Annotated in this window: 22 protein-coding genes and 1 tRNA gene; 22 read left to right on the top strand and 1 reads right to left on the bottom strand. The window is 49.0% G+C overall.

Translation table 11 applies throughout. The features are described from left to right. Positions 1-4 precede the first annotated feature (4 nt). The 13 genes from WMO24_RS14770 to thrC all read left to right on the top strand — a co-directional run bounded on the left by WMO24_RS14770 (position 5) and on the right by thrC (position 11,945). Positions 5-310, top strand: a complete 306-nt coding sequence (locus tag WMO24_RS14770) for a ComEA family DNA-binding protein (RefSeq protein WP_349217143.1) — start codon at positions 5-7, stop codon at positions 308-310. Beyond that, positions 310-2,532: a polyphosphate kinase 1 gene (gene ppk1, locus WMO24_RS14765; RefSeq protein WP_349217142.1), complete on the top strand. Its 2,223-nt coding sequence runs from the start codon at positions 310-312 to the stop codon at positions 2,530-2,532. The genes WMO24_RS14770 and ppk1 overlap by 1 nt, the downstream gene beginning before the upstream one ends. Positions 2,533-2,612: 80 nt before the next feature. After that, entirely contained in the window at positions 2,613-3,440 is an 828-nt protein-coding gene (locus WMO24_RS14760) for a M23 family metallopeptidase (protein ID WP_435414161.1), read from the top strand. Next, positions 3,437-4,018: a M50 family metallopeptidase gene (locus WMO24_RS14755; protein WP_349217140.1), complete on the top strand. Its 582-nt coding sequence runs from the start codon at positions 3,437-3,439 to the stop codon at positions 4,016-4,018. The genes WMO24_RS14760 and WMO24_RS14755 overlap by 4 nt, the downstream gene beginning before the upstream one ends. Positions 4,019-4,094: 76 nt before the next feature. Continuing rightward, a complete protein-coding gene (locus WMO24_RS14750) occupies positions 4,095-5,966 on the top strand; it encodes a TIGR03960 family B12-binding radical SAM protein (protein WP_349217139.1) in 1,872 nt (623 codons plus the stop codon). Next, on the top strand, positions 5,929-6,588 hold the full coding sequence (locus WMO24_RS14745; RefSeq protein WP_349217138.1) for a TIGR03936 family radical SAM-associated protein: 660 nt from the start codon (positions 5,929-5,931) through the stop codon (positions 6,586-6,588). Before WMO24_RS14750 ends, WMO24_RS14745 begins: the two co-directional genes overlap by 38 nt. Positions 6,589-6,736: 148 nt before the next feature. After that, the gene (rplS, locus tag WMO24_RS14740) at positions 6,737-7,081 is read left to right on the top strand and encodes a 50S ribosomal protein L19 (RefSeq protein ID WP_349217137.1); all 345 of its coding nucleotides are present in this window, start codon (positions 6,737-6,739) and stop codon (positions 7,079-7,081) included. Between the two features lie 70 nt (positions 7,082-7,151). Next, positions 7,152-7,685: a signal peptidase I gene (gene lepB, locus WMO24_RS14735; RefSeq protein ID WP_349217136.1), complete on the top strand. Its 534-nt coding sequence runs from the start codon at positions 7,152-7,154 to the stop codon at positions 7,683-7,685. After that, on the top strand, positions 7,682-8,560 hold the full coding sequence (ylqF, locus tag WMO24_RS14730) for a ribosome biogenesis GTPase YlqF (protein ID WP_349217135.1): 879 nt from the start codon (positions 7,682-7,684) through the stop codon (positions 8,558-8,560). The genes lepB and ylqF overlap by 4 nt, the downstream gene beginning before the upstream one ends. Then, complete coding sequence (gene rnhB, locus WMO24_RS14725; protein ID WP_349217134.1) at positions 8,557-9,165, top strand: ribonuclease HII; 609 nt, start codon at positions 8,557-8,559, stop codon at positions 9,163-9,165. The genes ylqF and rnhB overlap by 4 nt, the downstream gene beginning before the upstream one ends. Next, the gene (locus WMO24_RS14720) at positions 9,162-9,524 is read left to right on the top strand and encodes a YraN family protein (RefSeq protein ID WP_349217133.1); all 363 of its coding nucleotides are present in this window, start codon (positions 9,162-9,164) and stop codon (positions 9,522-9,524) included. The genes rnhB and WMO24_RS14720 overlap by 4 nt, the downstream gene beginning before the upstream one ends. 10 nt (positions 9,525-9,534) lie before the next feature. Then, positions 9,535-10,458 carry a dipeptidase gene (locus tag WMO24_RS14715; protein WP_349217131.1) on the top strand — a complete coding sequence of 308 codons (924 nt, stop codon included), beginning with the start codon at positions 9,535-9,537 and terminating at the stop codon, positions 10,456-10,458. Positions 10,459-10,478: 20 nt separating this feature from the next. Then, complete coding sequence (thrC, locus tag WMO24_RS14710) at positions 10,479-11,945, top strand: threonine synthase (protein WP_349217130.1); 1,467 nt, start codon at positions 10,479-10,481, stop codon at positions 11,943-11,945. A gap of 51 nt (positions 11,946-11,996) precedes the next feature. Here thrC and WMO24_RS14705 read toward each other — a convergent pair whose 3' ends face one another. After that, positions 11,997-12,158 (bottom strand): DUF1540 domain-containing protein, encoded by a 162-nt coding sequence (locus tag WMO24_RS14705; RefSeq protein WP_349217129.1) that lies wholly within the window; start codon positions 12,156-12,158, stop codon positions 11,997-11,999. Between the two features lie 68 nt (positions 12,159-12,226). On the opposite strand from WMO24_RS14705, the gene WMO24_RS14700 reads away from it, so the two are divergent. The 9 genes from WMO24_RS14700 to WMO24_RS14660 all read left to right on the top strand — a co-directional run bounded on the left by WMO24_RS14700 (position 12,227) and on the right by WMO24_RS14660 (position 21,306). Continuing rightward, complete coding sequence (locus WMO24_RS14700; RefSeq protein WP_349217128.1) at positions 12,227-12,904, top strand: metallophosphoesterase; 678 nt, start codon at positions 12,227-12,229, stop codon at positions 12,902-12,904. 75 nt (positions 12,905-12,979) lie between these two features. Continuing rightward, positions 12,980-14,287: a trigger factor gene (gene tig, locus WMO24_RS14695; protein WP_349217127.1), complete on the top strand. Its 1,308-nt coding sequence runs from the start codon at positions 12,980-12,982 to the stop codon at positions 14,285-14,287. A 98-nt stretch (positions 14,288-14,385) separates the two neighbouring features. After that, complete coding sequence (locus tag WMO24_RS14690; RefSeq protein WP_349217126.1) at positions 14,386-14,979, top strand: ATP-dependent Clp protease proteolytic subunit; 594 nt, start codon at positions 14,386-14,388, stop codon at positions 14,977-14,979. Between the two features lie 15 nt (positions 14,980-14,994). Continuing rightward, positions 14,995-16,290, top strand: coding sequence for an ATP-dependent Clp protease ATP-binding subunit ClpX (clpX, locus tag WMO24_RS14685; RefSeq protein WP_349217125.1), 1,296 nt, complete (start codon positions 14,995-14,997; stop codon positions 16,288-16,290). A gap of 180 nt (positions 16,291-16,470) precedes the next feature. Next, on the top strand, positions 16,471-18,918 hold the full coding sequence (lon, locus tag WMO24_RS14680) for an endopeptidase La (RefSeq protein ID WP_349217124.1): 2,448 nt from the start codon (positions 16,471-16,473) through the stop codon (positions 18,916-18,918). A 10-nt stretch (positions 18,919-18,928) separates the two neighbouring features. After that, positions 18,929-19,522, top strand: a complete 594-nt coding sequence (yihA, locus tag WMO24_RS14675) for a ribosome biogenesis GTP-binding protein YihA/YsxC (RefSeq protein WP_349217123.1) — start codon at positions 18,929-18,931, stop codon at positions 19,520-19,522. After that, positions 19,522-20,265, top strand: coding sequence for a class I SAM-dependent DNA methyltransferase (locus WMO24_RS14670; RefSeq protein WP_349217122.1), 744 nt, complete (start codon positions 19,522-19,524; stop codon positions 20,263-20,265). Before yihA ends, WMO24_RS14670 begins: the two co-directional genes overlap by 1 nt. Positions 20,266-20,269: 4 nt before the next feature. Further along, positions 20,270-21,154: an Hsp33 family molecular chaperone HslO gene (gene hslO, locus WMO24_RS14665; RefSeq protein ID WP_349217121.1), complete on the top strand. Its 885-nt coding sequence runs from the start codon at positions 20,270-20,272 to the stop codon at positions 21,152-21,154. Positions 21,155-21,230: 76 nt separating this feature from the next. Further along, positions 21,231-21,306 (top strand) — tRNA-Gly (locus WMO24_RS14660).

Below are 21,306 nucleotides of genomic sequence, written 5' to 3'. Positions count from 1 at the left end.
GATTTTGACATGCGTATTTGTGGCATGCCTGTTTCTGTTGTCAGGTTCTCTCTTTTTCATTTTGCCGCATTCCGATGGACAGCCCGTTTCGGTATCGGCTTATTTTGAAAATGAACAGGACAGAGTCAATGTGAACAAGGCGCCTGCTGCGGAACTGATGTGTCTGGAAGGTATTGGTGAAAAACGGGCGCAGGCGATTATTTCTTATCGTGAAGCAAACGGCCCGTTTTCCTGCGCAGAAGATTTGGAAAATGTAACGGGAATCTCAGACGGAATTCTGGAAAAAATTCGGGACGATATCACGTTTTGATGCCGGAGGAAGGGGCGGCGAATATGGAAAACGGTTCGCAGGGGGATCTTTTTGTCAATCGTGAATTGAGCTGGTTGGAATTTAATCGGCGGGTACTGGCTCTGGCCCACGAGAAAGAGGTCCCTCTTGGGGAGCAGCTCAAATTTGCGGCTATTTACGGAAGTAATCTGGATGAGTTCTTTATGGTGCGTGTCGGTTCTTTGTATGACCGTACTTTGCTGAAAAAAACCGCCAAAGAAAACAAAACCGGAATGACGCCTGCACAGCAGTTGGATGCAATTATGCTCAAAGTGGCAGAACTGCAGCAGCACTGCGACAAAGTTGTGGAACGGCTGTATGAGAAGCTGCGTGCTTTGGGATACCAAAAAATTGACTTCTCCAAGCTTGGAAAAAAGCAGGAGCATTTTTGGAAAACTTATTTCCTGCACGAAATTTTTCCGTTGTTGTCCCCGCAGATCATTGATCGGAGGCATCCGTTCCCTTTTTTGCGGAATCAGGAGATGTATCTGGGTGCAATGCTCAAGGCGAAGGGGGCATCTCAGCCTTCTTTTGGTCTAATCCCCATCAGCAATCAATTTCAGCGAATTGTTTTTGTTCCGCGAGACGGAAAGGTGACATTTGTTCTGGTAGAAGAGCTGATTGAGCATTTTGCCGGGATCGTCTTTGGGAAAAACGTAATTCAAGCCAAATGTTTGTTTCGCATTACCCGCAATGCGGATATTACTGCGGACGAGGGAATGTTTGACCACGATGTGGATTATCGCGCTGTAATGAGCGAGCTCTTGAAAAAACGCAGAAAACTTGCAGCTGTCCGCCTGCAAACTTCCCTTCACGCATCCGAAGAAATCGTTTCCTTTTTATGTGAAAAATTATTTTTGCCTGGTAAGCAGGTGTTTGCGCAGAGCGCGCCGCTGGACTTGTCGGTCGGCTTTAAACTTTCTGCAAAGCTGGCGCAGGGAAATCATCCGGATTTGTTTTATCCGGTGCGTCGCCCCATGCTTCCGCCGGCAGGGTTTCACTTGGCGCGTGCAGTGGAAAAACAGGATGTGCTGCTGTCCTATCCGTATCAAAGTATGCGTCCGTTCATTCAAATGTTGAATGAAGCGGCGTGTGACCCGGATGTTCTTTCCATCAAGATGACTCTGTACCGGGTAGCCCATGAATCAAAAATTATTGAGGCTTTGATTTCTGCTGCGGAAAACGGAAAAGAAGTAGTGGCAGTTGTGGAGCTGCGAGCCCGTTTTGACGAGCAAAATAACATTGATTTTTCCAAGCAGCTGGAAGAGGCGGGCTGTACTGTTATTTACGGCTTTGAAGCCTATAAGATTCATTCCAAACTCACGTTGATTACGAAAAAGAAAAAGGGGCGTTTTCAGTACATCTCTCAAATTGGGACAGGAAATTACAACGAAAAAACTTCGGAACAATATACGGATTTGTCTTTTCTTACATCAGATCCCGCTATCGGTGCCGAATTGGCTGCGATTTTTCATAATCTGGCAATCGAGCGTCTTACGGAGAAAGCCGATTCGCTTCTCGTAGCGCCTTTGTGTTTTAAAAGCGTTTTGCTGCAGGAGATGGATCGTGAAATTCAAGCGAAAAAAGAGGGGCGTCCTGCACAAATTATTTTGAAGTGTAATTCCGTGAGCGATCGGGAAATCATCGAGAAAATTTCCCAAGCGTCTTGTGCAGGTGTGCCGGTTCAAATGATTGTACGCGGTATTTGCTGTATCAAGGCAGGAGTTCCCGGAAAAACAGAAAATGTGACAATCCGGAGCATTGTGGGAAGGTATTTGGAGCATGAGCGAGTTTATGCTTTTGGCTCATGGCCGGATACGCGCGTTTACATTGCTTCAGGTGATTTTTTGACACGAAATACCGAACGGCGTGTTGAGGTAGGTGTCCGGATTCGAAGCGCAAAAATTCGCTGCGAATTGTGGGAAATGCTGCAGATGCAGCTGAATGACAATGTCAATGCCAAAGAGATGATGGCGGACGGTTCGTATCAAAAAGTGCGTCGTCAGAATGACGAAGCTCGCGTGGACAGTCAGGCTGATATGTACCGCGTTCTTCAAAATGCCTGGCCCCGCACAGGGGTTCCTTCTCGCAATCAGCCGACTAAAAAGACGTTGCCTCAGAGAAAGACAGCATTCCGTCGCACGACCACAAGGCATTCGGGTGACCTTTTTTCTTCTATTTTGCATCTGTTGAAAAAGAAATAATTTTTGAACGGCGGCTGTTATGCCGCCGTTCTTTTTTGTTGGACAGGCGGCATAAACATAGATAGACTTTCCATGAAAGGATGTGCAGATGCGTGGAGTGGGAAAAGGCGGAAAAGACAGAGCAGAAGCAGGAAAAGAAGGAACTTTATCCGCAGCCGGCGCCAACTTCATACAAAGGGAAAAAGAATCCGGAGCAGCTTCTTTGGGTTCAGATTCTTCTGTGTGCGGCAATGGCAGCGTTTCTTTTGTTTTCCAAAAGCACGTCGGCGCCGTATTGGCCGGATTTGCAGGGGGAATATCAATCCGTTTTGGAGAATGGGATCTCGTTTTCCAGCGACACAACATTTTCTCATTTCGCGGACCAGACCATTGCCAAACTGCGCCGGAAAGCACAGGAGATTTTGAATCAGCTGGATGGAGATATGCTGACTGGCCGCGGCGGAATTTGGAAGGTGAGCGCTGCAAAAAAAACACCACCGGCAGGGGCGAGTCTGGAGTCTTATACCGTGCAGTTCCCGTTTCAAATGCCGGTGGAAGGACGCTTGACGTCCGAATACGGATTTCGGGACAATCCAGTGAATGGCAAAGAGGACTTTCACGCGGGATTGGATATCGCGGCAGAAGAGGGAACAGCTGTGCTGTGTGTTTCGGATGGCCAGGTGATGCGAACGGGCTATAATGCAGAACGGGGAAATTACGTGATTGTACGCCACGCGGAAGGCGTTCAAACGCTTTACCAGCATATGTCTTGTGTTTTTGTGCGCGGCGGAGAGACTGTTTCGATTTCGCAGCGTTTGGGAACAGTGGGTTCAACGGGGTATTCCACTGGACCGCACCTCCATTTCGAACTGATTGTAAATGGCATACGGATGGACCCGTCAACCAATTTCCCGGAGTTGTTTGCATGAGCTGGGCGGTCAGTGTCCAGCCGGTGCTTGTGTGTGCGTGTCTGGCAGCGGGGCTGCTTTTTGATCCCATGGGGTTTCTTCGTATGGCGTTGTTTTGCAGCGTGTTTCATGAAGCCGGACATATCATCGCTTACTGGATCATTACAGGCTGTTTCCCGCCGCTGCAATTCCGGGTTGGCGGAATCGCTTTGAAAAAGGTTCACTCCATGAACACTTGTCAAGAAAACAAGGTGCTGGCAGCAGGCCCTCTGGCAAACTTTTTTCTTGCAGGACTGCTGTATATTCTGGCACGGCATCATGCCAGCTACGGAGCATATTTTTTGGCGGCGGTCAGCTTGTGTACAGGTCTGTACAATTTGCTCCCCATCGGGACATTGGATGGTGCAAAGCTTCTTCAGAACGTCTTCCCGGCATCTTGGCAAAACGAGGTTCTGCACGCGGAAAGGCTGCTCGCATACTTCCTGCCAGGACTGACGTTTCTATGTGTGTTTTTTTATCCGCTGCCGGAAACAGCAAAAATGGCCGCGGTTCTGGCAGCTGGTTATTTGTGGTTGCAGCAGTTCTGCACCGGTTTGTAATCAGATGGAAACTATGGTATAATATTTGCGATTTTGAGTCGCGCGTTTCTATTTTTATGGATTAAGAGGTTATATCATGCCAGAAATTACAGAACTTCGCTCCGTCCTGATGGACGTGCAGAAGCCAGGACGATATACCGGTGGTGAACCCGGATGCGTCTACAAGGAAAAAGAAAAGGTTGACCTTCGCTTTGCATTTTGCTTCCCGGATACCTATGAAGTGGGAATGTCATTTTTGGGGATGAAAATCCTCTATGAGATTCTCAATCAGAAACCGAATGTTTGGTGCGAACGTGTCTTTATGCCCTGGTTGGACATGAAGGAAGCAATGGAAACGCACAACATCCCGCTTTATGCGCTGGAAAGCAAAGATCCGCTTTCGGAATTTGACGTGATTGGGTTCACCCTGCAGTATGAGCTTTCTTACACCAATATTCTGGCCATGCTGGATTTGGCGCACATTCCCGCTGTGGCGCAGCAGCGAGCAGAGGCGGATCCGTTTATTGTAGCGGGCGGACCTTGTGCCTGCAATCCCGAACCTCTTGCGGATTTCTTCGATTTGTTTATGCTGGGAGAAGGCGAAGTCCAGCTTCCCATGGTGTGCGATACCATTTTGCAGGGACGAAAAGAAGGGCTCTCCAAGCATGAGATTCTTGTGCGCCTTTCGCGAATTGAAGGCGTTTATGTTCCGTCTCTGTACGATGTCTCTTATTTCCCGGACGGACGTATTGAGAAAGTCACCGCAAAGGAAGGCGCGCCGGCTGTCGTGCGCAAAGCGATCATTCAGGACATGAACAGCCAGCCGCTCCCCACACATTTTGTTGTTCCCATGATTGGCGCTGTTCATGACCGGGCGCAAATTGAAGTTCTTCGCGGTTGTGTTCGTGGATGCCGTTTTTGCCAGGCGGGATTTTTGTATCGGCCTATGCGGGAGCGCAATGCGGACATGCTGAGTGAAGCCGGTCGGGAGTTGTGTGATAATACCGGATATGATGAGATTTCGCTGACATCTCTTTCTACAAGTGACCACAGTCAGCTGGAGCCGCTGCTGGACGATATGCTGAGCTGGACACAGAGCGAGCATGTGAGTATGTCGCTTCCGTCCCTTCGAATTGATAATTTTTCGCAGAGCCTGGTTGAAAAAACCACACGGGTACGCAAAAGTGGTCTGACTTTTGCCCCAGAAGCCGGCACGCAGCGCCTGCGCGATGTGATCAATAAAAATGTGACTTGGGAAGAAATTGAGCGCAGCTGTACGCTGGCGTTCAATGCCGGTTACACGGCGGTGAAACTCTATTTCATGATGGGGCTTCCCACAGAAACCATGGAGGATATCGCAGGCATTGCGGAAACCGCACAAAAAATTGTCGACCTCTATTACAGCCAAGAACATCCGAAAGGAAAAGGGGTACAAGTTTCCATCAGCGTTGCCTGTTTTGTCCCAAAGCCGCATACACCTTTTCAGTTTGTACCGCAAGACACGCAGGAGACACTTCGGGAAAAACAGCAGTATTTGCTTCGTTGTGTACGCAGTCGAAAAATCAGTGTCAGTTATCACGACAGCCGGACAAGCTTTTTGGAAGCAGTGTTCGCCAAGGGTGATCGTCGTTTGGGCAAGGTGTTGTTGGAGGCTTATCACCGCGGATGTTATTTTGACGGATGGGACGATCATTTCTTGTATGACACCTGGTTGGAAGTTTTCCGCGATCTGAAGGCTGATCCTGCATTCTATGCCAACAGAGCCATTGCGCTGGATGAGGTAACACCTTGGGAACATCTGGATTACGCAGTGACGAAAAATTATTTGATCCGCGAATACCAGAAAGCACTGGAAGGGAAAACGACCCAGCCTTGCAATCGTTCCTGTGCGGGATGCGGTGCCAATAGTTTGTTGGGGGGAGGTGCCTGCTTTGATTACAATTCGTCTGTGGTTCACAAAAACAGGTGAGGCGGCTTACATCTCCCTGCTGGACTTGCAACGGGTGATGCAGCGCGCCTTTAAAAGATCCCGCCTGCCCGTATGGTATACGCAGGGATTTAATCCGCATATCTATATGACCTTTGCTGCGCCCCTTGCTCTGGGACAGGAGAGCCTTGTGGAATCGCTGGATTTTAAAAGCGAGACGGACGAATGGGACTGGCAGAAGGCCAAAGTGGATTTGCAGGCCTGCCTTCCCAGCGGGATCGACGTTGTTCGCTTGGAGCCGGCCCAAAGAAGTCCCAATGAAATTTCTTATGCTGTTTACAGCTTGCAGGTTGCGCCGGAGCATGCAAAAGAAGTGAAAGCCGCTTTTGATGCCTATAACCAGGCAGAACATGCAATCGTAATCAAGCAGGGGAAAAAGGGTAAATCCAAAGAATTGGATTTGAAAAATTACATTCCTAAAATCGAATATTCTCATCGCAAAGAAGGGCTGTTTGCGCAGGCCATTTTTCCCACTGGAAACACCTTTACGCTCAATCCGGCTTTACTGCTGGGATATCTGCATGAAAATCACTCGATTGAGCTGGCGTGGGTTCGTCTTCTGCGCATTGATTTGCTGGATGCACAAAAAGAAAAATTTTGCTGAAACACTTGTAATAAGGCCCCGATTGTGCTATTATATTTTAGCGTTATGTCCGCTGTGCCAACAGTGGGGTTAATGTAAAAATCATTAAACGGGTAGTCCTCTGCCGGCAACGCCGGGTATGAATGCCTAAAAAACATGGAGGATCATTATGGACGCATTGAAATTGATGACCGAGGGCATGATTAAAGAGAACAAGCCCGAATTCAACGTCGGCGACACTGTTCGCGTTTCCGTTCGTATCAAGGAAGGCGAGCGCGAGCGTATCCAGGCTTTTGAAGGCACTGTGATCGCGAAGAAACATGGCGGCATTGCGGAGACTTTTACTGTCCGTCGTTCTTCTTACGGTGTTGGTGTTGAGCGTGTTTTCCCGATCAACTCTCCGTTCGTTGAGAAAGTTGAAGTGGTTCGCAAGGGCCGTGTGCGCCGCGCAAAGCTCACCTACCTCAGAAACCGCACCGGCAAGGCTGCCAAAGTCAAAGAACAGCTCCGATAAGCTTCACGAAAGGGACAATGTACATTGTCCCTTTTTTCGTTATATCGATCGGAATAGAGGTGATGCCTGGATGGAAAAGGTAAGACGGGAAAATAAAATTTTTGAGTGGTATGATTCGCTGGTGTTTGCACTGGCGGTCATTGTCCTTGTATTTGTGTTTGTTTGCCGAATTATTGTAGTATCCGGAAGCTCTATGGAGCCAACGTTACAGGGCGGAGACCGCGTAGTGGTCCAAAGTATGCTTTACAAGCCTCACCGGGGAGATGTGGTAGTGGTGGACAGCTATATTGAGTATGGCGATCCGCTGGTCAAACGTATCATCGCGGTGGGCGGAGATACGGTGGACATCGATTTTGAAACCGGCGAGGTTTCCGTAAATGGAGAAGTACTGGACGAGCCTTATATTTCGGCGCCCACACAGCAGAGTTTTGATGTGGAATTTCCGCTTACAGTTCCGCAGGGAAAGGTCTTTTTGATGGGGGATAACCGTCCGCATTCTACCGATAGTCGCTCTTCACAGGTGGGGTTGATCGATGAGCGGAGCATTTTGGGAAAGGTGCTGTTCCGCATAGCGCCTTTGAATCGATTGGGGAAGATAGCATGAGCAATGATTTGGTGAATCAGCGTCAAATTCAATGGTTTCCGGGACATATGGCCAAGACGCTGCGGGTGATGGAAGCAAGCCTGAAACAAGTGGATGTAATTCTTCAGATTTTGGATGCACGCATTCCGTATAGCAGTCTGAACCCGGAAATTGCCCGCATCACGCGGGGAAAACCGCATTTGTATGTTCTGAACAAGGCGGACTTGGCCGATCCCAATGTTACCGCGCGCTGGGTTTCGTATTTTACACGGGAAGGCGATGGCTGCGTTGCGCTGTCCAGTAAAAACCGTGCGGGAATCGCCGGCGTGAAAGCTGCGATCGGGCAGGAATTGGAGGCACTTTTGAGCCGGCGTTCCATGAAGGGAATGGCGGGCGCTAAGATTCGTGTGATGGTGGTCGGCATTCCGAATGTAGGAAAATCCACATTTATCAACAGCTTTGCAGGTACCACGAAGGCGAAAGCGGCGGATAAGCCGGGTGTTACGCGCGGAAAGCAGTGGGTCAGCGTAGGAAATTATGACCTTTTGGATATGCCGGGGGTTTTGTGGAAGAAATTTGATTCCTATAAAACTGCCAGCAATCTGGCCTTTATTGGCTCCATCAAGGATGATATTTTGGATATTGAAGAAATTGCAGTGGGCCTTTTGGAGGAAATGCAGGCGATCGACCCTCAAAAATTGGCAGAGCGCTATCGTCTGACACAGGAGGATTTGGAGCTGGAACCGTACGATCTTCTGGAGGCGATTGGAAAGAAACGCGGTATGCTGATGAGCGGCGGCGCAGTGAACACCGAACGGGCTGCAATTATGCTGGTAGATGAGTTCCGCGCGAGCAAAATCGGGCGAATTTCACTGGAAAGGCCGGAGGATTTATGACCGAAGATTTGTATGCGTTTGATCTTGCGTATGGTTCGGATTTTCCAGTGATCTGTGGGGTGGATGAAGCGGGCCGCGGGCCCCTTTGCGGTCCGGTGAGCGTAGCGGCTGTTATTCTGGACCCTTCGGATCCCATTGAGGGAATCAATGATTCCAAAAAATTGAGTGAAAAAAAACGGGCAATTCTTTTTGAGGAAATTGTACGCCGTGCGCTGGCGTATAAAGTGTGTCTGATCGGACCGGAAACAATTGATGAACTGAACATTCTGGGAGCCACCATGCTGGGGATGCAGCAAGCGGTCGAGGGACTCTCTCAGCGCCCGTCTCTGGCGCTGATCGACGGGAACCGCTGCCCGAAATTAGACATTCCCGCGCAGGCAGTAGTCAAAGGGGACGCGAAATCGGCAAGTATCTCCGCAGCGTCCATTCTGGCGAAAGTAACGCGAGATCGCTTTATGGAAGATTTGGCCAAGCAATATCCCCAGTATCAACTTGAAAAGCATAAAGGGTATCCTACGAAATTGCACTATCAACTTCTGGACCAATACGGGATCCAGCCTTTTTATCGAAAATCGTTCTTAAAAAAACGCGGGTACGTAAAATGAAAAGGGAAGTGCTGGGCGCCTGGGGCGAGAGCATGGCGGCGCGTTATTATCGGAAACGAGGATACTCTCTTCTGGATGCACGTTATCGGACTCGTTTCGGTGAGATTGACCTTGTGGCCGAAAAAGGCGATTTGATTGTTTTTGTAGAAGTAAAGACGCGTAGTTCCAGTCGGCATGCAGAGCCGCGCGAAGCAGTCACGCGCGAAAAACAGCGGCGCCTCATTTATGCGGCACAGAGTTTTATCCAGCAAAATGATCTGGGGGATTGCCCCATGAGGTTTGACGTAGTGGAAGTGATCCCGGATGAGACAGGAAATGCACAAGTAGCTTGTTTTGAAAATGCTTTTTCTGTAGAATAGGGGTGAAGTATTGGATTTTTTCGATTTGCATTGCGATACGGTCGTACAGCTTATGAAAAGCGGTCAGGATCTGGCTGCTTCCGCCGGGCATGTCAGTTTTTCAAAAGCGGCTGGATTGCGCCGCTGGGGTCAGGTTTTTGCATTGTTCATTCATGACAATCAGGCGGGAGATGCGTATGGATGCTATTGCCGTGAACGGGATTTTTTTCAGAGCATTTTACGTAAGTATCCGGAGAAAATTTTGCAATGCCGAACCCCCGATGACATGGAAGATGCCTTTGCAAGTGGCAAATGCGCAGCAATTTTGTCTGTAGAGAACGGGTCCGCACTGGAGGGACGTTTGGACCGGCTGCAGGAACTGGCGCAGGATGGGGTAAAACTTCTTACGCTCACTTGGTTCGGGGAAAATGAATTAGGATATGGAAGCGCGGAAGGCGGCGCGTTGAAGCCTTTTGGAAGGCAAGTCGTTGAAGCGCTGCCGGAGTATGGAATCATTCCAGATATTTCGCATCTTTCTGACGAAGGCGTGTCGGATGTTTTCTCTCTGTATAGCGGCCCGGTGCTGGCGAGCCACTCCAATGCACGCAAAATAACCGGCCATTGCAGAAATCTGACAGACCGTCAGATTCAGGAAATCTCGCGGCGCGGTGGTTTGATTGGCGTGAATCTTTATACGGATTTTCTGCTCGGCCCACGGGAAGTGGACTCCATGGATGCGGTATACCGCCATGTAAATCATTTTCTGGAGTTGGGCGCAGGGCAAGCGCTTAGTTTCGGAACGGATTTTGATGGTTCGATCCCCATTCGGGAGGTAGCAGATCTTTCTCATATTCCAGCGCTGTATCACTATCTTTTGCAAAAGGGAATCGATGAGAAAATTCTTCAGGGAATCTTTTTTGAAAATGCGCGCCGCTTTTGGTTGCGCACATTGTAAAATAGAGGGGGAAGTTCAAGATGGAATACACCAGCACGCGAAACGATCAACTTTCTGTTCAAGCCGCTGAAGCAATTTTGCGGGGAATCGCACCAGACGGCGGATTGTTTGTTCCGAAACAGTTTCCTTCGTTGCCTGTAGAAGAAGTTTTGGATTTGTCTTATCCTGAAACCGCACAGAAAGTAATCTCTTTGTTCCTTACGGATTATGCGCCGGAGTTTTTGCGCAAGGCTGCAGAGCAGACGTATGGCGGCGAGCGCTTTGCACAGAAAGCCGGGTATGTATCGCCCGTTGGAGATTCCGGAATGTATTCGCTGGAACTTTGGCATGGCCCGACCTGCGCCTTCAAAGATTATGCGCTTCAGCTGATGCCCAAGCTTCTTGTCCAAGCCAAAGAAATTTTGGGTGATACGAATGTTACCAAAATTCTGGTAGCCACATCCGGCGACACGGGTAAAGCTGCCCTGGCAGGTTATGCGGATTTGCCCGGCATCAAGATTGCCGTGTTTTATCCCAATGAAGGGACCAGCGAAATTCAGCGGTTGCAGATGGTCACGCAAAAAGGTGAGAATGTGGCCGTCTATGCGGTTCAGGGGAATTTTGACGATGCGCAGACCGGCGTGAAACGAGTGTTCGGAGATCCGGCTGTAGCAGAACGTCTGGCTGAAAAAGGAGAAAAGCTTTCCAGCGCGAACTCGATTAACTGGGGCCGTCTTGTCCCGCAGATTGTTTATTATTTTTACGCTTATGCGCAGCTGGTGCGGCAAGAAGTCATTGAGAATGGTGAGAGGGTTGATTTCTGCGTTCCCACCGGCAATTTCGGTGATATTCTGGCGGGGTATTATGCCAAAAGAATGGGGCTGCCGGTTGGCAAGTTGATTTGTGCTTCCAATAAAAACAATGTGCTGACGGATTTCCTTACCACGGGCGTTTACGATGCCCGGCGTTTATTCTATAAGACAGAATCTCCGTCTATGGATATTCTGGTGTCTTCCAATTTGGAGCGGTTGCTGTATCATATTACCGGAGACAGCAAAAAGGTTGCTGACTGGATGGCACAGTTAAATCAGCAGGGCCATTACCAGGTGGATCATGAGACACTGGCACAGATCCAAGAACATTTTGCATGTGGCTGTGCCAATGACGAAGATGGTGCCCAGGAGATCCGACGCTGTTTTGAAAAAAACGGATATCTGATGGATCCGCATACGGCGGTGGCTTGGCATGTGGCCGCTTCGCTGCGGACAAATACGGCGGAGCAGCCCTGCGTGATTTTGTCCACCGCAAGTCCGTACAAATTCCCCGCCAGTGTATTGGCTGCGCTGGGACAGAGTGTGCCGGCTGATGAATTTGAGGCGTTGCGCACATTGGAAGAAAAGAGCGGGATGCCCGCTCCGGAAAGTCTGCGTGTTCTTCGTGGCCAGACAGAACGCTTTGGACAGGTGATTTCCAAAGAAGAAATTCGGCAGGTAGCCTTGTCGCTGTAAAAGGAAAAAGAGCGGTTTCCAAGACGAAACCGCCCTATTCCATATACAAAGTTAAGCTTGCTCATACGTTTCGCACATGGTTTCTTCTCCCAGAACAGCCATGCGGTTTTTTACGTTGATGCTTTTGGCAGTACAGCAGCAATGGCCGTTGTTGTGCACGCAATTGGAAACTTCACAACAAATGCCCTGCAGGACTTTTTCCTCTTTGTGCATATCAAAGCCTCCTTTTCATGAGATAGGACTAGTATGTCTCATGCAGAAAGAATGATTCGGAGATTTCTATGGCAATTTTTACAATTGGAGACCTGCATCTTTCGTTAAACGGCAAAAAGCCGATGGATATTTTCCCTGGATGGCAGGACTATGTACAGCGTCTCGAAAAGAACTGGCGTGCATTGGTTTCACCGGAGGATATCGTAGTGCTGGCCGGTGACACATCATGGGCCATGAGTCTGTCGGAATGTGACGAAGATTTTGCCTTCCTTCATGCTTTGCCCGGAAAAAAGGTGTTGCTGAAGGGCAACCACGACTACTGGTGGTGTACCATGGCAAAGATGGAACGCTATCTGGAAGAAAAGAAATTTTCAAGCATTTCCTTTCTTCACAATAATTGTGTGCAGAGCGAAGGGATTGCTTTGTGTGGCACTCGCAGCTGGTTATTTGATCAGGGAAAGCCGCATGATGAAAAAATTATGCAGAGGGAGTGCGGCCGTCTGATTGCGTCTCTGGAAGCAGCCAAAGACGCGGAGAAAGTGGTCTTCTTGCATTATCCGCCTATTTACCCGCGAGCAGATGCACAGCAAGTCGTCGAAATTTTGAAAACATATCATGTAAAGCGCTGCTTTTACGGACATCTGCACGGAGGTTATATCCCGCACGCGGTGCAGGGGAATGTGGACGGAATTGAATATCGTTTGATCAGCGCGGACGCACTTAGATTTTGTCCGTATAAAATTTGATTTTGATGGTAGCAATTTGCAGAAATATGTGATATAATCATCAATTGAAAGTTTTCTTTTATTGGAGGAACCAGAATGAATCTCGTAAAAAATGAAAAATTGGAAAATAACAGCCACGAACTGCAGTTCTCCATTGATGCGGTTACTTTCAGCGCCGCAGTCGATAAAGCGTTTAAAAAAGAAGTCGCAAAGTACAATATTCCGGGCTTCCGTAAAGGAAAGGCTCCCCGTCACATGATCGAAAAAATGTATGGTGCGGATGTTTTCTATTATCCCGCAATCAACGATCTGTTCCCTGAAGCCTATGATGAGGCTGTCAAAGAGAGCGGTATCGAGCCGGTGGACCGTCCGGAAGTAGAAGTTGTTTCTGCCAACCTGAATGACGGTGTTGTTTTGAAAGCGGTCGTGACCGTAAAGCCCGAGATGAAAATCGGTACCTACAAAGGTTTAAAAGCAACCAAAAAGGTCCACACTGTGGAAGACAGTGCTGTGGACGCTGAAATCGCACGTATGCAGGACCGTAACAGCCGCATCATCACCCGTGAGGGGGCTGCCGAGAACGGTGATATCACTGATATTGATTTTGAAGGTTTTGTAGACGGTGTTGCATTTGAAGGCGGCAAGGGCGAACACTTCCCGCTGACCCTGGGCTCTGGCCAGTTTATCCCCGGCTTTGAGGATCAGATTGTTGGCCATTCCGCAGGTGAAGAGTTCGACGTGAATGTGACGTTCCCCGAGCAGTATCAGGCGGAAGCGCTGGCCGGCAAGGCTGCTGTGTTCAAGGTGAAATTGAACGAGGTCAAGCACAAAGAGCTGCCGACTTTGGACGATGAGTTTGCGAAAGACGTTTCTGAGTACGACACGCTGGATGAGCTGAAAGCCAGCATTCGCAAAGGCATGGAAGAGCAGGCTGAAAAAGAAGCCGAGCTGGAAGTGGAGAATGATCTGGTGGATCAGGTCATTGCCACGATGGAGGGCGAAATTCCTCCCGTTATGATCGAGACCCGCATCGATGAAATGGTTCGCGATTTTGAGTACCGTCTCCAGCAGCAGGGCCTGCGTCTGCAGGATTACCTGAAGTATATGGGCGGTGACGTTCAGAAGTTCCGCGACGGTTTCAAAGAGCAGGCTGAGAAACAGGTGAAGATTCGCCTTGCTCTGGAAGCGGTGGCAAAGGCCGAGAACATCGAAGCATCTCAGGAAGATTTTGACAACGAAGTAAAGCGCATTGCCGAAGCCTATAAGATGGAAGAGGAAAAAGTGCGCGGCATCGTTCCGGAAGCGGAAGTAAAGAAAGACCTGGCTGTCAATAAGGCGATTGACTTTGTGAAGTCCAACGCAGAGATTACCACGGAGACAGTCAGCGAGGAAAAAGCTGAGTAAAAAGCGGATTCCTGTCGAATGAATGCGATGGTTGACCGATATGCGCAGCGAATGCGCGTATCGGTCAACTTCATACATAGGACAAAGGAGGCAAAAGAATGAGTTTAGTTCCTTATGTAGTTGAGCAAACTGCGCGCGGTGAGCGTTCGTATGATATTTTTTCCCGCCTGTTAAACGACCGCATCATTGTGCTTTCCGACGAGGTGAATTCTGCGACCGCCAGTTTGGTTGTGGCGCAGCTTTTGTATCTGGAAGGTCAGGATCAGGAAAAGGATATCAGCCTTTATATCAACAGCCCCGGCGGTTCCATCACCGATGGCTTTGCAATCTATGATACGATGAATTATATCAAGTGCGATGTTTCAACCATTTGCATGGGCATGGCTGCATCCATGGGGGCTTTTCTGCTGGCGGCCGGCGCAAAGGGGAAACGTTTGGCGCTGCCCAACAGTGAAATTATGATTCATCAACCCTTGATCGGCGGACAGGTCGGACTCACTGGCCAGGCCACAGATATCAAGATCCATGCAGATCATCTGGTGCGCATCCGCAGCCGTTTGAATCATATTTTGGCTGAGCGCACGGGCAAGCCTCTGTCTCAGATTGAACTGGATACGGAACGCGATAATTATATGAGTGCACAGGAAGCACTTGATTACGGCCTGATTGACGCTGTAATTGAGAAACGATAATTTCGGCGGTGTTATATGGCAAATCAAAATAATAAAGAAAAGCATCTCATCTGTAACTTCTGCGGAAAGTCACAGGATGAGGTGGAGCGCATGTTCATTGGCCCCGGTGTGAATATCTGCAGCGAGTGTATTGAACTGTGCCATTCCATGATGGGTGATGAAGAAGAGGCAGCCCCCCGGCGGCGTTCCGCCCGTCATTCGGACACAAATGCCGGAGTTCGCATTCTCACTCCGGCGCAGATCAAAGCTGGACTGGATCAATATGTAATCGGACAGGATGCAGCAAAAACGGTTTTGTCTGTTTCGGTTTATAACCATTATAAGAGAATTCTCAGTAAAGATTCTCTGGATGTGGATCTTCAGAAGAGCAATGTGCTTCTGCTTGGCCCTTCCGGTGTCGGCAAAACATTGCTGGCGCAGACGTTGGCACGGATGCTGAATGTTCCGTTCGCAATTGCGGACGCTACCACTTTGACGGAAGCCGGCTATGTTGGCGAAGACGTGGAGAATATCCTTCTGAAGTTGATTCAGGCGGCGGACTTTGACATTGAGCGCGCAGAAAAAGGAATTATCTACATCGATGAGATTGACAAGATCACTCGAAAGAGTGAGAATCCTTCCATCACGCGTGACGTTGGCGGAGAAGGCGTGCAGCAGGCGCTTTTGAAGATTCTGGAGGGGACTGTGAGCAATGTGCCGCCGCAGGGCGGACGCAAACATCCTCAGCAGGAATTTATTCAAATAAACACCAAAAACATTTTGTTTATTTGCGGCGGCGCTTTTGAGGGGCTGGAAAAACATATTCAAAAACGCACGGATACCTCTTCATTGGGATTTGGCGGCAAACTGAAAGTTGATGCGGAAAAAGAACGTCAAAATCTTCTTCGTTTGGTGGAACCGCACGACTTGGTGCGCTATGGCCTGATTCCGGAACTGATTGGACGTATTCCAGTTGTTACAGTTCTGGATCCCTTGGATGAAGATGCACTGGTGCGGGTTTTGAAAGAGCCCAAAAACAGCTTGGTAAAACAATATGAAGCGCTGCTCAAACTGGATAATACAGAATTGGTAATTACCGATGAGGCGCTTCATGCCATTGCGAAGAAAGCCATTGCTTTGAAAAGTGGCGCGCGCAGCCTTCGCAGTGTGATGGAGCAAGCCTTGATCGGGATCATGTACGATATCCCCAGCGATCCTACCATCACCAGAGTGACGGTAACAGCGGCGACGATTGAAGGCGAAAAGCCGGAAATTGAGCACGGAATGGCACGCGTTCGTTATCAGGACACAAATCCGGGAAGCAACGAATAAAAAAAGCGGGTGGAATCACCCGCTTTTTTGCATATTGATTGAAAAATTCACATTTATAAGATATAATAGTAACTCAATTGGTATAGTAACCCCATCGCTTGTTGCACGATTCAAAATCTGGCGATAAGTTGAACGATACATACCTTTATCATCACAACATTGGATTTAGGAGGCTCCGTGATGTCAGAAAAGGTAAAAATTATTTTGGATAAAAATGCAGATATCCTTCGGCTCCCGGCGATTGCGCTGCGTGGACTGGTTGTATTTCCGGGAAACGTCATTCACTTTGAAGTGGGACGCCCCAAGTCCATCGCAGCGATCGAGTGGGCGATGAATAATAACAATGCGGTGTTTTTGACGGCGCAGCAGGACATGGATGTGGAGGACCCCGGCTTCAAGGACTTGTATCCTTATGGCGTTGTGGCTGAAATCAAGCAGGTCCTTCGTGTTTCCGATGACTTGGTCAAAGTTTTGGTTGAGGGGAAATATCGTGCAAAGCTTTTGACGCTGGATTCCAGCGGGCGCTTTTTGTTGGCATCCACCAAAGCATCTGCCATGCGCGGTGGAAAAAGCAGTGATCCCGCGCGCATAGAGGCTTTGTTCCGCAGCATCAAAACAGCCTTTGAAGAATATATCGGCCTGAATACCCGGATGCCGAAAGATGTGGTATATACCATTATCACCAGCGACAGCGCCGCCTTTTTGTGCGACTATATTCCGGGCAATCTGCTTCTGAAATATACCGATAAACAGCTTTTGCTGAATGAGGGCACGTTGCTTGGCCGGTTGGAAAAAATTCTTGAGGTTTTGCGCCGGGAAACAAAGATCCTGCGCATTGAAAAGGATATTCAGACAAAAGTAAATGAGCAGATGGATAAAAATCAGAGAGATTACTATCTGCGTGAACAAATGCGTGTGATTTCAGATGAACTGGATGACTCGGAAGATACGCGCAAAGAGGCTGAGGAGTACCGGGCAAGAATTGATGCTCTCCAACTGCCGGAAGAAGCGTCGGAAAAGCTGCGCAAAGAGGCCGACCGTCTGTATAAAATGCAGGGGAACACGCAAGAGGCCTCTGTCATTCGCACCTATTTGGACACATGCCTTGATTTGCCCTGGCACGTTTTTACACCGGATAATCTGGATATTCAGAAGGCGCAGGCGCTTTTGGATAAAGAACATTACGGCCTGAAAAAGGTGAAGGAGAGAATCCTTGAAATTCTGGCGGTGCGTAAGCTTGCGCCGGATGTAAAAGGGCAGATCATCTGTCTGGTCGGGCCTCCGGGTGTGGGTAAAACGTCGATTGCGCGTTCCATTGCCCAGTGCTTGGGACGCAAATACGCCCGGATGTCCTTGGGCGGTGTTCGGGATGAAGCTGAAATCCGGGGACATCGGCGCACCTATATCGGAGCAATGCCGGGAAAGATTATCAATGCCATCCTCACGGCTAAAAGTTCCAATCCCTTGTTGTTGCTGGACGAGGTAGATAAACTGGCCAGTGATTTCCGCGGGGATCCTGCGGCAGCGCTGCTTGAGGCTTTGGATCCGGAACAAAATGTTTCTTTCAAAGACCATTATTTGGATATCCCGTTCGATTTGAGCGATGTTTTGTTTATTACGACAGCCAATACGCTGGATACCATTCCCAGACCTTTGCTGGATCGTATGGATGTAATCGAGCTTTCCAGCTACACTCGTGTAGAAAAATTTGAAATTGCCAAAAGACACCTTGTGCCAAAACAGCTTGCCGCTACTGGTCTGAAAGGCAAAGTCAAGTTGAATCAAAGCGCGATTTACGGTATCATCGATGGTTACACCCAGGAGGCAGGTGTTCGGAATCTGGAGCGCACCATCACACAGCTTTTGCGCAAATGTGCAAAACAAATCGCTGCGGGGACAACAGAGTCCATGACGATCGGCGCTTCCCAGTTGGAAGAACTTCTTGGACCCAAGCGGGTCAAACCTGCGTTTCACAGTCGAAAAGATTCGGTTGGCGTGGCAAATGGATTGGCCTGGACCAGTGTGGGCGGTGAGATCCTTCCCATTGAAGTGCAGGTGGTGCCGGGCGGAAGCGGCCGACTGGAACTGACGGGTTCTTTGGGCGAAGTCATGAAAGAAAGCGCCAAACTGGCAATTACCTATGCAAAAGTTCATGCAAGCGAATATGGATACGCTGCCGATGTCTTCAAAAACGCGGATATTCATATTCATGCACCGGAAGGCGCAATCCCAAAGGACGGCCCTTCGGCGGGTGTAACTCTGACAACCGCGTTGATTTCCTGCCTGTCGGGCCGTGCGGTTCGTTCCGATGTGGCAATGACAGGTGAGATTACCTTGCATGGGCAGGTTCTGCCCATCGGCGGGTTAAAAGAGAAGAGCATGGCGGCTTATCGGGAACATATGTCGATGGTGTTGATTCCAAAGGACAATGAACCGGATTTGTACGAAGTGGATCCGGTGGTCAAACAGGCTCTGGAATTCCATCCGGTCTCCAGTTTGGAGGAAGTTTTGAGCCTTGCTCTTCTGAAAGATAAGAAAAAAGCGAAACATCCGGAAAAAGCGGAGAAAAAGGTACAACATCCTGTTCCTGAAATAAAGACGGAGCAGCCCCTTGCAATTCCGCAATAAAGGAGCATTTATGAATTACGCAAAAGCAGCTTTTAAGGCTTCCTACGGCCTTTCTGCACAGCTGCCGGAAAGTGACCGCCCGGAAATTATCTTTTCCGGGCGGTCCAATGTCGGAAAATCATCGCTGATTAACAAGCTGTGCAATCGAAAAAGTCTGGCGCGGGTCAGCGCCACGCCGGGCAAAACGGCGACAATCAATTTCTATACGGTGGATTCTGTCTATTTTGTGGATTTGCCCGGGTACGGATATGCCAAAGTGGCCCAGGCTGAACGGCAGCGCTGGGATCGTTTGATCAACACCTATTTTGAACAGGCACGGAAAAATGCGCTGCTGATTCAGCTGCTGGACAGTCGGCATGCTCCATCCGCCGATGACCGAATGATGCTGGAATATCTGGCGCACCATCAAATTCCGTTTGTAGCTGCCCTTACGAAAGCGGACAAGCTGAAGAAAAGTGAGTATGAAAAGGTGACAGCCTATTTTGCAGATGAGTGTTTCCCGTTTGGCTGCAGAGACGTCGTGCTCACAAGCGCAAGTACCGGATTGGGTATTGAAAGGCTCCAGAACTTACTGGAAAGTGCAGTGGAAGAGGTGCGCGGCTAATGGCGTATGGCGTTTTTGCGGACGTTTATGATGCGTTCAATGAAGATGCAGATTATTATGCGCTGCACAAGGCTGTTAAAAGCCGCTTAAAGGCCCACGGCGTAAATGACGGCATTGTTGTCGACCTTGGGTGTGGAACGGGCGATTTGACCCTTCTCCTTGCGCAGGATGGCTATGATATGATCGGAGTGGATCTCTCCGATGAAATGCTCTGTATTCTCCGGGAAAAAGCAGAGGAGCAGAATGTTTCCAATTTGCTTTTGTTGTGCCAGAATTTGTTGGATTTGGATTTGTATGGGACAGTGCGCGCAGCTGTTTCCACTTTTGATACCTTGAATCATATCGGGCCATATGCAGATTTTTGCAAAGCGATTCAGCGAGCAGCTCTTTTTATTGAGCCAAACGGCCTGATGCTGTTTGATATGAATACACCCTACAAACATGAACACGTGCTGGAGAATCAAGTCTTTGAACTGGAAGCGGAAGATGTTTATTGCACCTGGAGCAACCAGTTGGACGAAAAAGCGCGCCTGACACAAATCACCATTGATCTTCTGGACAAGGACACCGGTGTTCGTGAAAGTGAGTCTTTTCAGGAATATTACTACACAATGGACGAAATTCGGAACGCCTGTGAAGCTGCCGGCTTGAAGATTCTCGAAATCTGTGATGGAGAACGTTTTGGACCATTGCGGAATGACAGCGAACGGTATTTGATTACCGCAATAAAAAGGGAGAAGTAATTTTATGTCAAGATTGCTGCGTGCCATTTCTGAGAATGGTGGCATAATTTTTTATGCGGTGGATTCCACCGAAATTGTACGAGAGGCGGAGCGTATTCACAAAACCAGTGCAGTCACCTCTGCGGCGCTGGGCCGTCTCTTGACCGCATCCAGTTTGATGAGCGCCACTTTAAAACAAGCCTCGGATTCCATTACTTTGCGCATGAAAGGGGACGGTCCGGCCGGTTTGGTATTGGCTGTTGCAAACGGAGCCGGCGAGGTAAAAGGATACATACAAAACCCCATTGTAGAATTGCCGCTTCGGGCGGATGGCAAATTGGACGTGGGCGGTGCGATCGGGCACGATGGAATGCTGAGCGTTGTAAAAGACCTTGGCTTGAAAGAACCGTATGTAGGGCAGGTTCCTTTCGTCAGCGGAGAGGTTGCGGAAGACATTACCTCTTACTACGCGGTAAGTGAGCAAATTCCAACAGTTTGTGCTCTTGGTGTACTTGTAGACCGTGATTTGTCCATTTTGCATGCGGGCGGCTACTTGCTTCAGCTTCTGCCCGGAGCGACCGAAGAAGAGATCACGCAGTTGGAAAAGAACGTACAGCAGATGAGCAGCGTTACATCGATGCTTCAGCAAGGGATGACCCTGGAAGATATGATGGAGCGTGCACTTTTTGGATTTGCACCCCAGGTGTTGGATGTGCATAATACACGCTATCATTGTGATTGTACGCGAGAGCGGGTGGAGCGCGCTTTGATTTCCATTGGTAAAGCTGAATTGGAGAAAATGGCACAAGAGCAGTCCACAGCGGAAGTATCTTGTCAATTCTGCGATAAGACGTACAAAATCGACCTGAAAGTGCTTCTTTCGTCGCTGGAGAAAAAAGCTGAAAAATAATTGGAAAAAAGTGTTGACAAAACGAAGAAAATCAGGTAAAATAAATCTCGCCGCTTGAGAAGGCGGCGAGAAAAATGCGGCTTTAGCTCATCTGGTAGAGCGCCACCTTGCCAAGGTGGAGGTAGCGAGTTCGAGCCTCGTAAGCCGCTCCA

The sequence above is a fragment of the Ruthenibacterium intestinale genome, assembly GCF_040096265.1.
Taxonomy (GTDB): domain Bacteria; phylum Bacillota; class Clostridia; order Oscillospirales; family Ruminococcaceae; genus Ruthenibacterium; species Ruthenibacterium komagatae.
Note: the sequence above shows the minus strand (reverse complement) of the source record. Positions and strands in the feature narration are given on the sequence as shown.

What these genes read in the sequence shown, in the direction of transcription:
- WMO24_RS14690 (WP_349217126.1), top strand. Translation starts at nt 14,386, where the DNA reads ATGAGTTTAGTTCCTTATGTAGTTGAGCAAACTGCGCGCGGTGAGCGT.
- tig (WP_349217127.1), top strand. Translation starts at nt 12,980, where the DNA reads ATGAATCTCGTAAAAAATGAAAAATTGGAAAATAACAGCCACGAACTG.
- lon (WP_349217124.1), top strand. Translation starts at nt 16,471, where the DNA reads ATGTCAGAAAAGGTAAAAATTATTTTGGATAAAAATGCAGATATCCTT.
- hslO (WP_349217121.1), top strand. Translation starts at nt 20,270, where the DNA reads ATGTCAAGATTGCTGCGTGCCATTTCTGAGAATGGTGGCATAATTTTT.
- WMO24_RS14750 (WP_349217139.1), top strand. Translation starts at nt 4,095, where the DNA reads ATGCCAGAAATTACAGAACTTCGCTCCGTCCTGATGGACGTGCAGAAG.
- thrC (WP_349217130.1), top strand. Translation starts at nt 10,479, where the DNA reads ATGGAATACACCAGCACGCGAAACGATCAACTTTCTGTTCAAGCCGCT.
- lepB (WP_349217136.1), top strand. Translation starts at nt 7,152, where the DNA reads ATGGAAAAGGTAAGACGGGAAAATAAAATTTTTGAGTGGTATGATTCG.
- yihA (WP_349217123.1), top strand. Translation starts at nt 18,929, where the DNA reads ATGAATTACGCAAAAGCAGCTTTTAAGGCTTCCTACGGCCTTTCTGCA.
- WMO24_RS14705 (WP_349217129.1), bottom strand. Translation starts at nt 12,158, where the DNA reads ATGCACAAAGAGGAAAAAGTCCTGCAGGGCATTTGTTGTGAAGTTTCC.
- rnhB (WP_349217134.1), top strand. Translation starts at nt 8,557, where the DNA reads ATGACCGAAGATTTGTATGCGTTTGATCTTGCGTATGGTTCGGATTTT.
- WMO24_RS14760 (WP_435414161.1), top strand. Translation starts at nt 2,613, where the DNA reads ATGTGCAGATGCGTGGAGTGGGAAAAGGCGGAAAAGACAGAGCAGAAG.
- WMO24_RS14755 (WP_349217140.1), top strand. Translation starts at nt 3,437, where the DNA reads ATGAGCTGGGCGGTCAGTGTCCAGCCGGTGCTTGTGTGTGCGTGTCTG.
- clpX (WP_349217125.1), top strand. Translation starts at nt 14,995, where the DNA reads ATGGCAAATCAAAATAATAAAGAAAAGCATCTCATCTGTAACTTCTGC.
- WMO24_RS14720 (WP_349217133.1), top strand. Translation starts at nt 9,162, where the DNA reads ATGAAAAGGGAAGTGCTGGGCGCCTGGGGCGAGAGCATGGCGGCGCGT.
- rplS (WP_349217137.1), top strand. Translation starts at nt 6,737, where the DNA reads ATGGACGCATTGAAATTGATGACCGAGGGCATGATTAAAGAGAACAAG.
- ylqF (WP_349217135.1), top strand. Translation starts at nt 7,682, where the DNA reads ATGAGCAATGATTTGGTGAATCAGCGTCAAATTCAATGGTTTCCGGGA.
- WMO24_RS14700 (WP_349217128.1), top strand. Translation starts at nt 12,227, where the DNA reads ATGGCAATTTTTACAATTGGAGACCTGCATCTTTCGTTAAACGGCAAA.
- WMO24_RS14670 (WP_349217122.1), top strand. Translation starts at nt 19,522, where the DNA reads ATGGCGTATGGCGTTTTTGCGGACGTTTATGATGCGTTCAATGAAGAT.
- ppk1 (WP_349217142.1), top strand. Translation starts at nt 310, where the DNA reads ATGCCGGAGGAAGGGGCGGCGAATATGGAAAACGGTTCGCAGGGGGAT.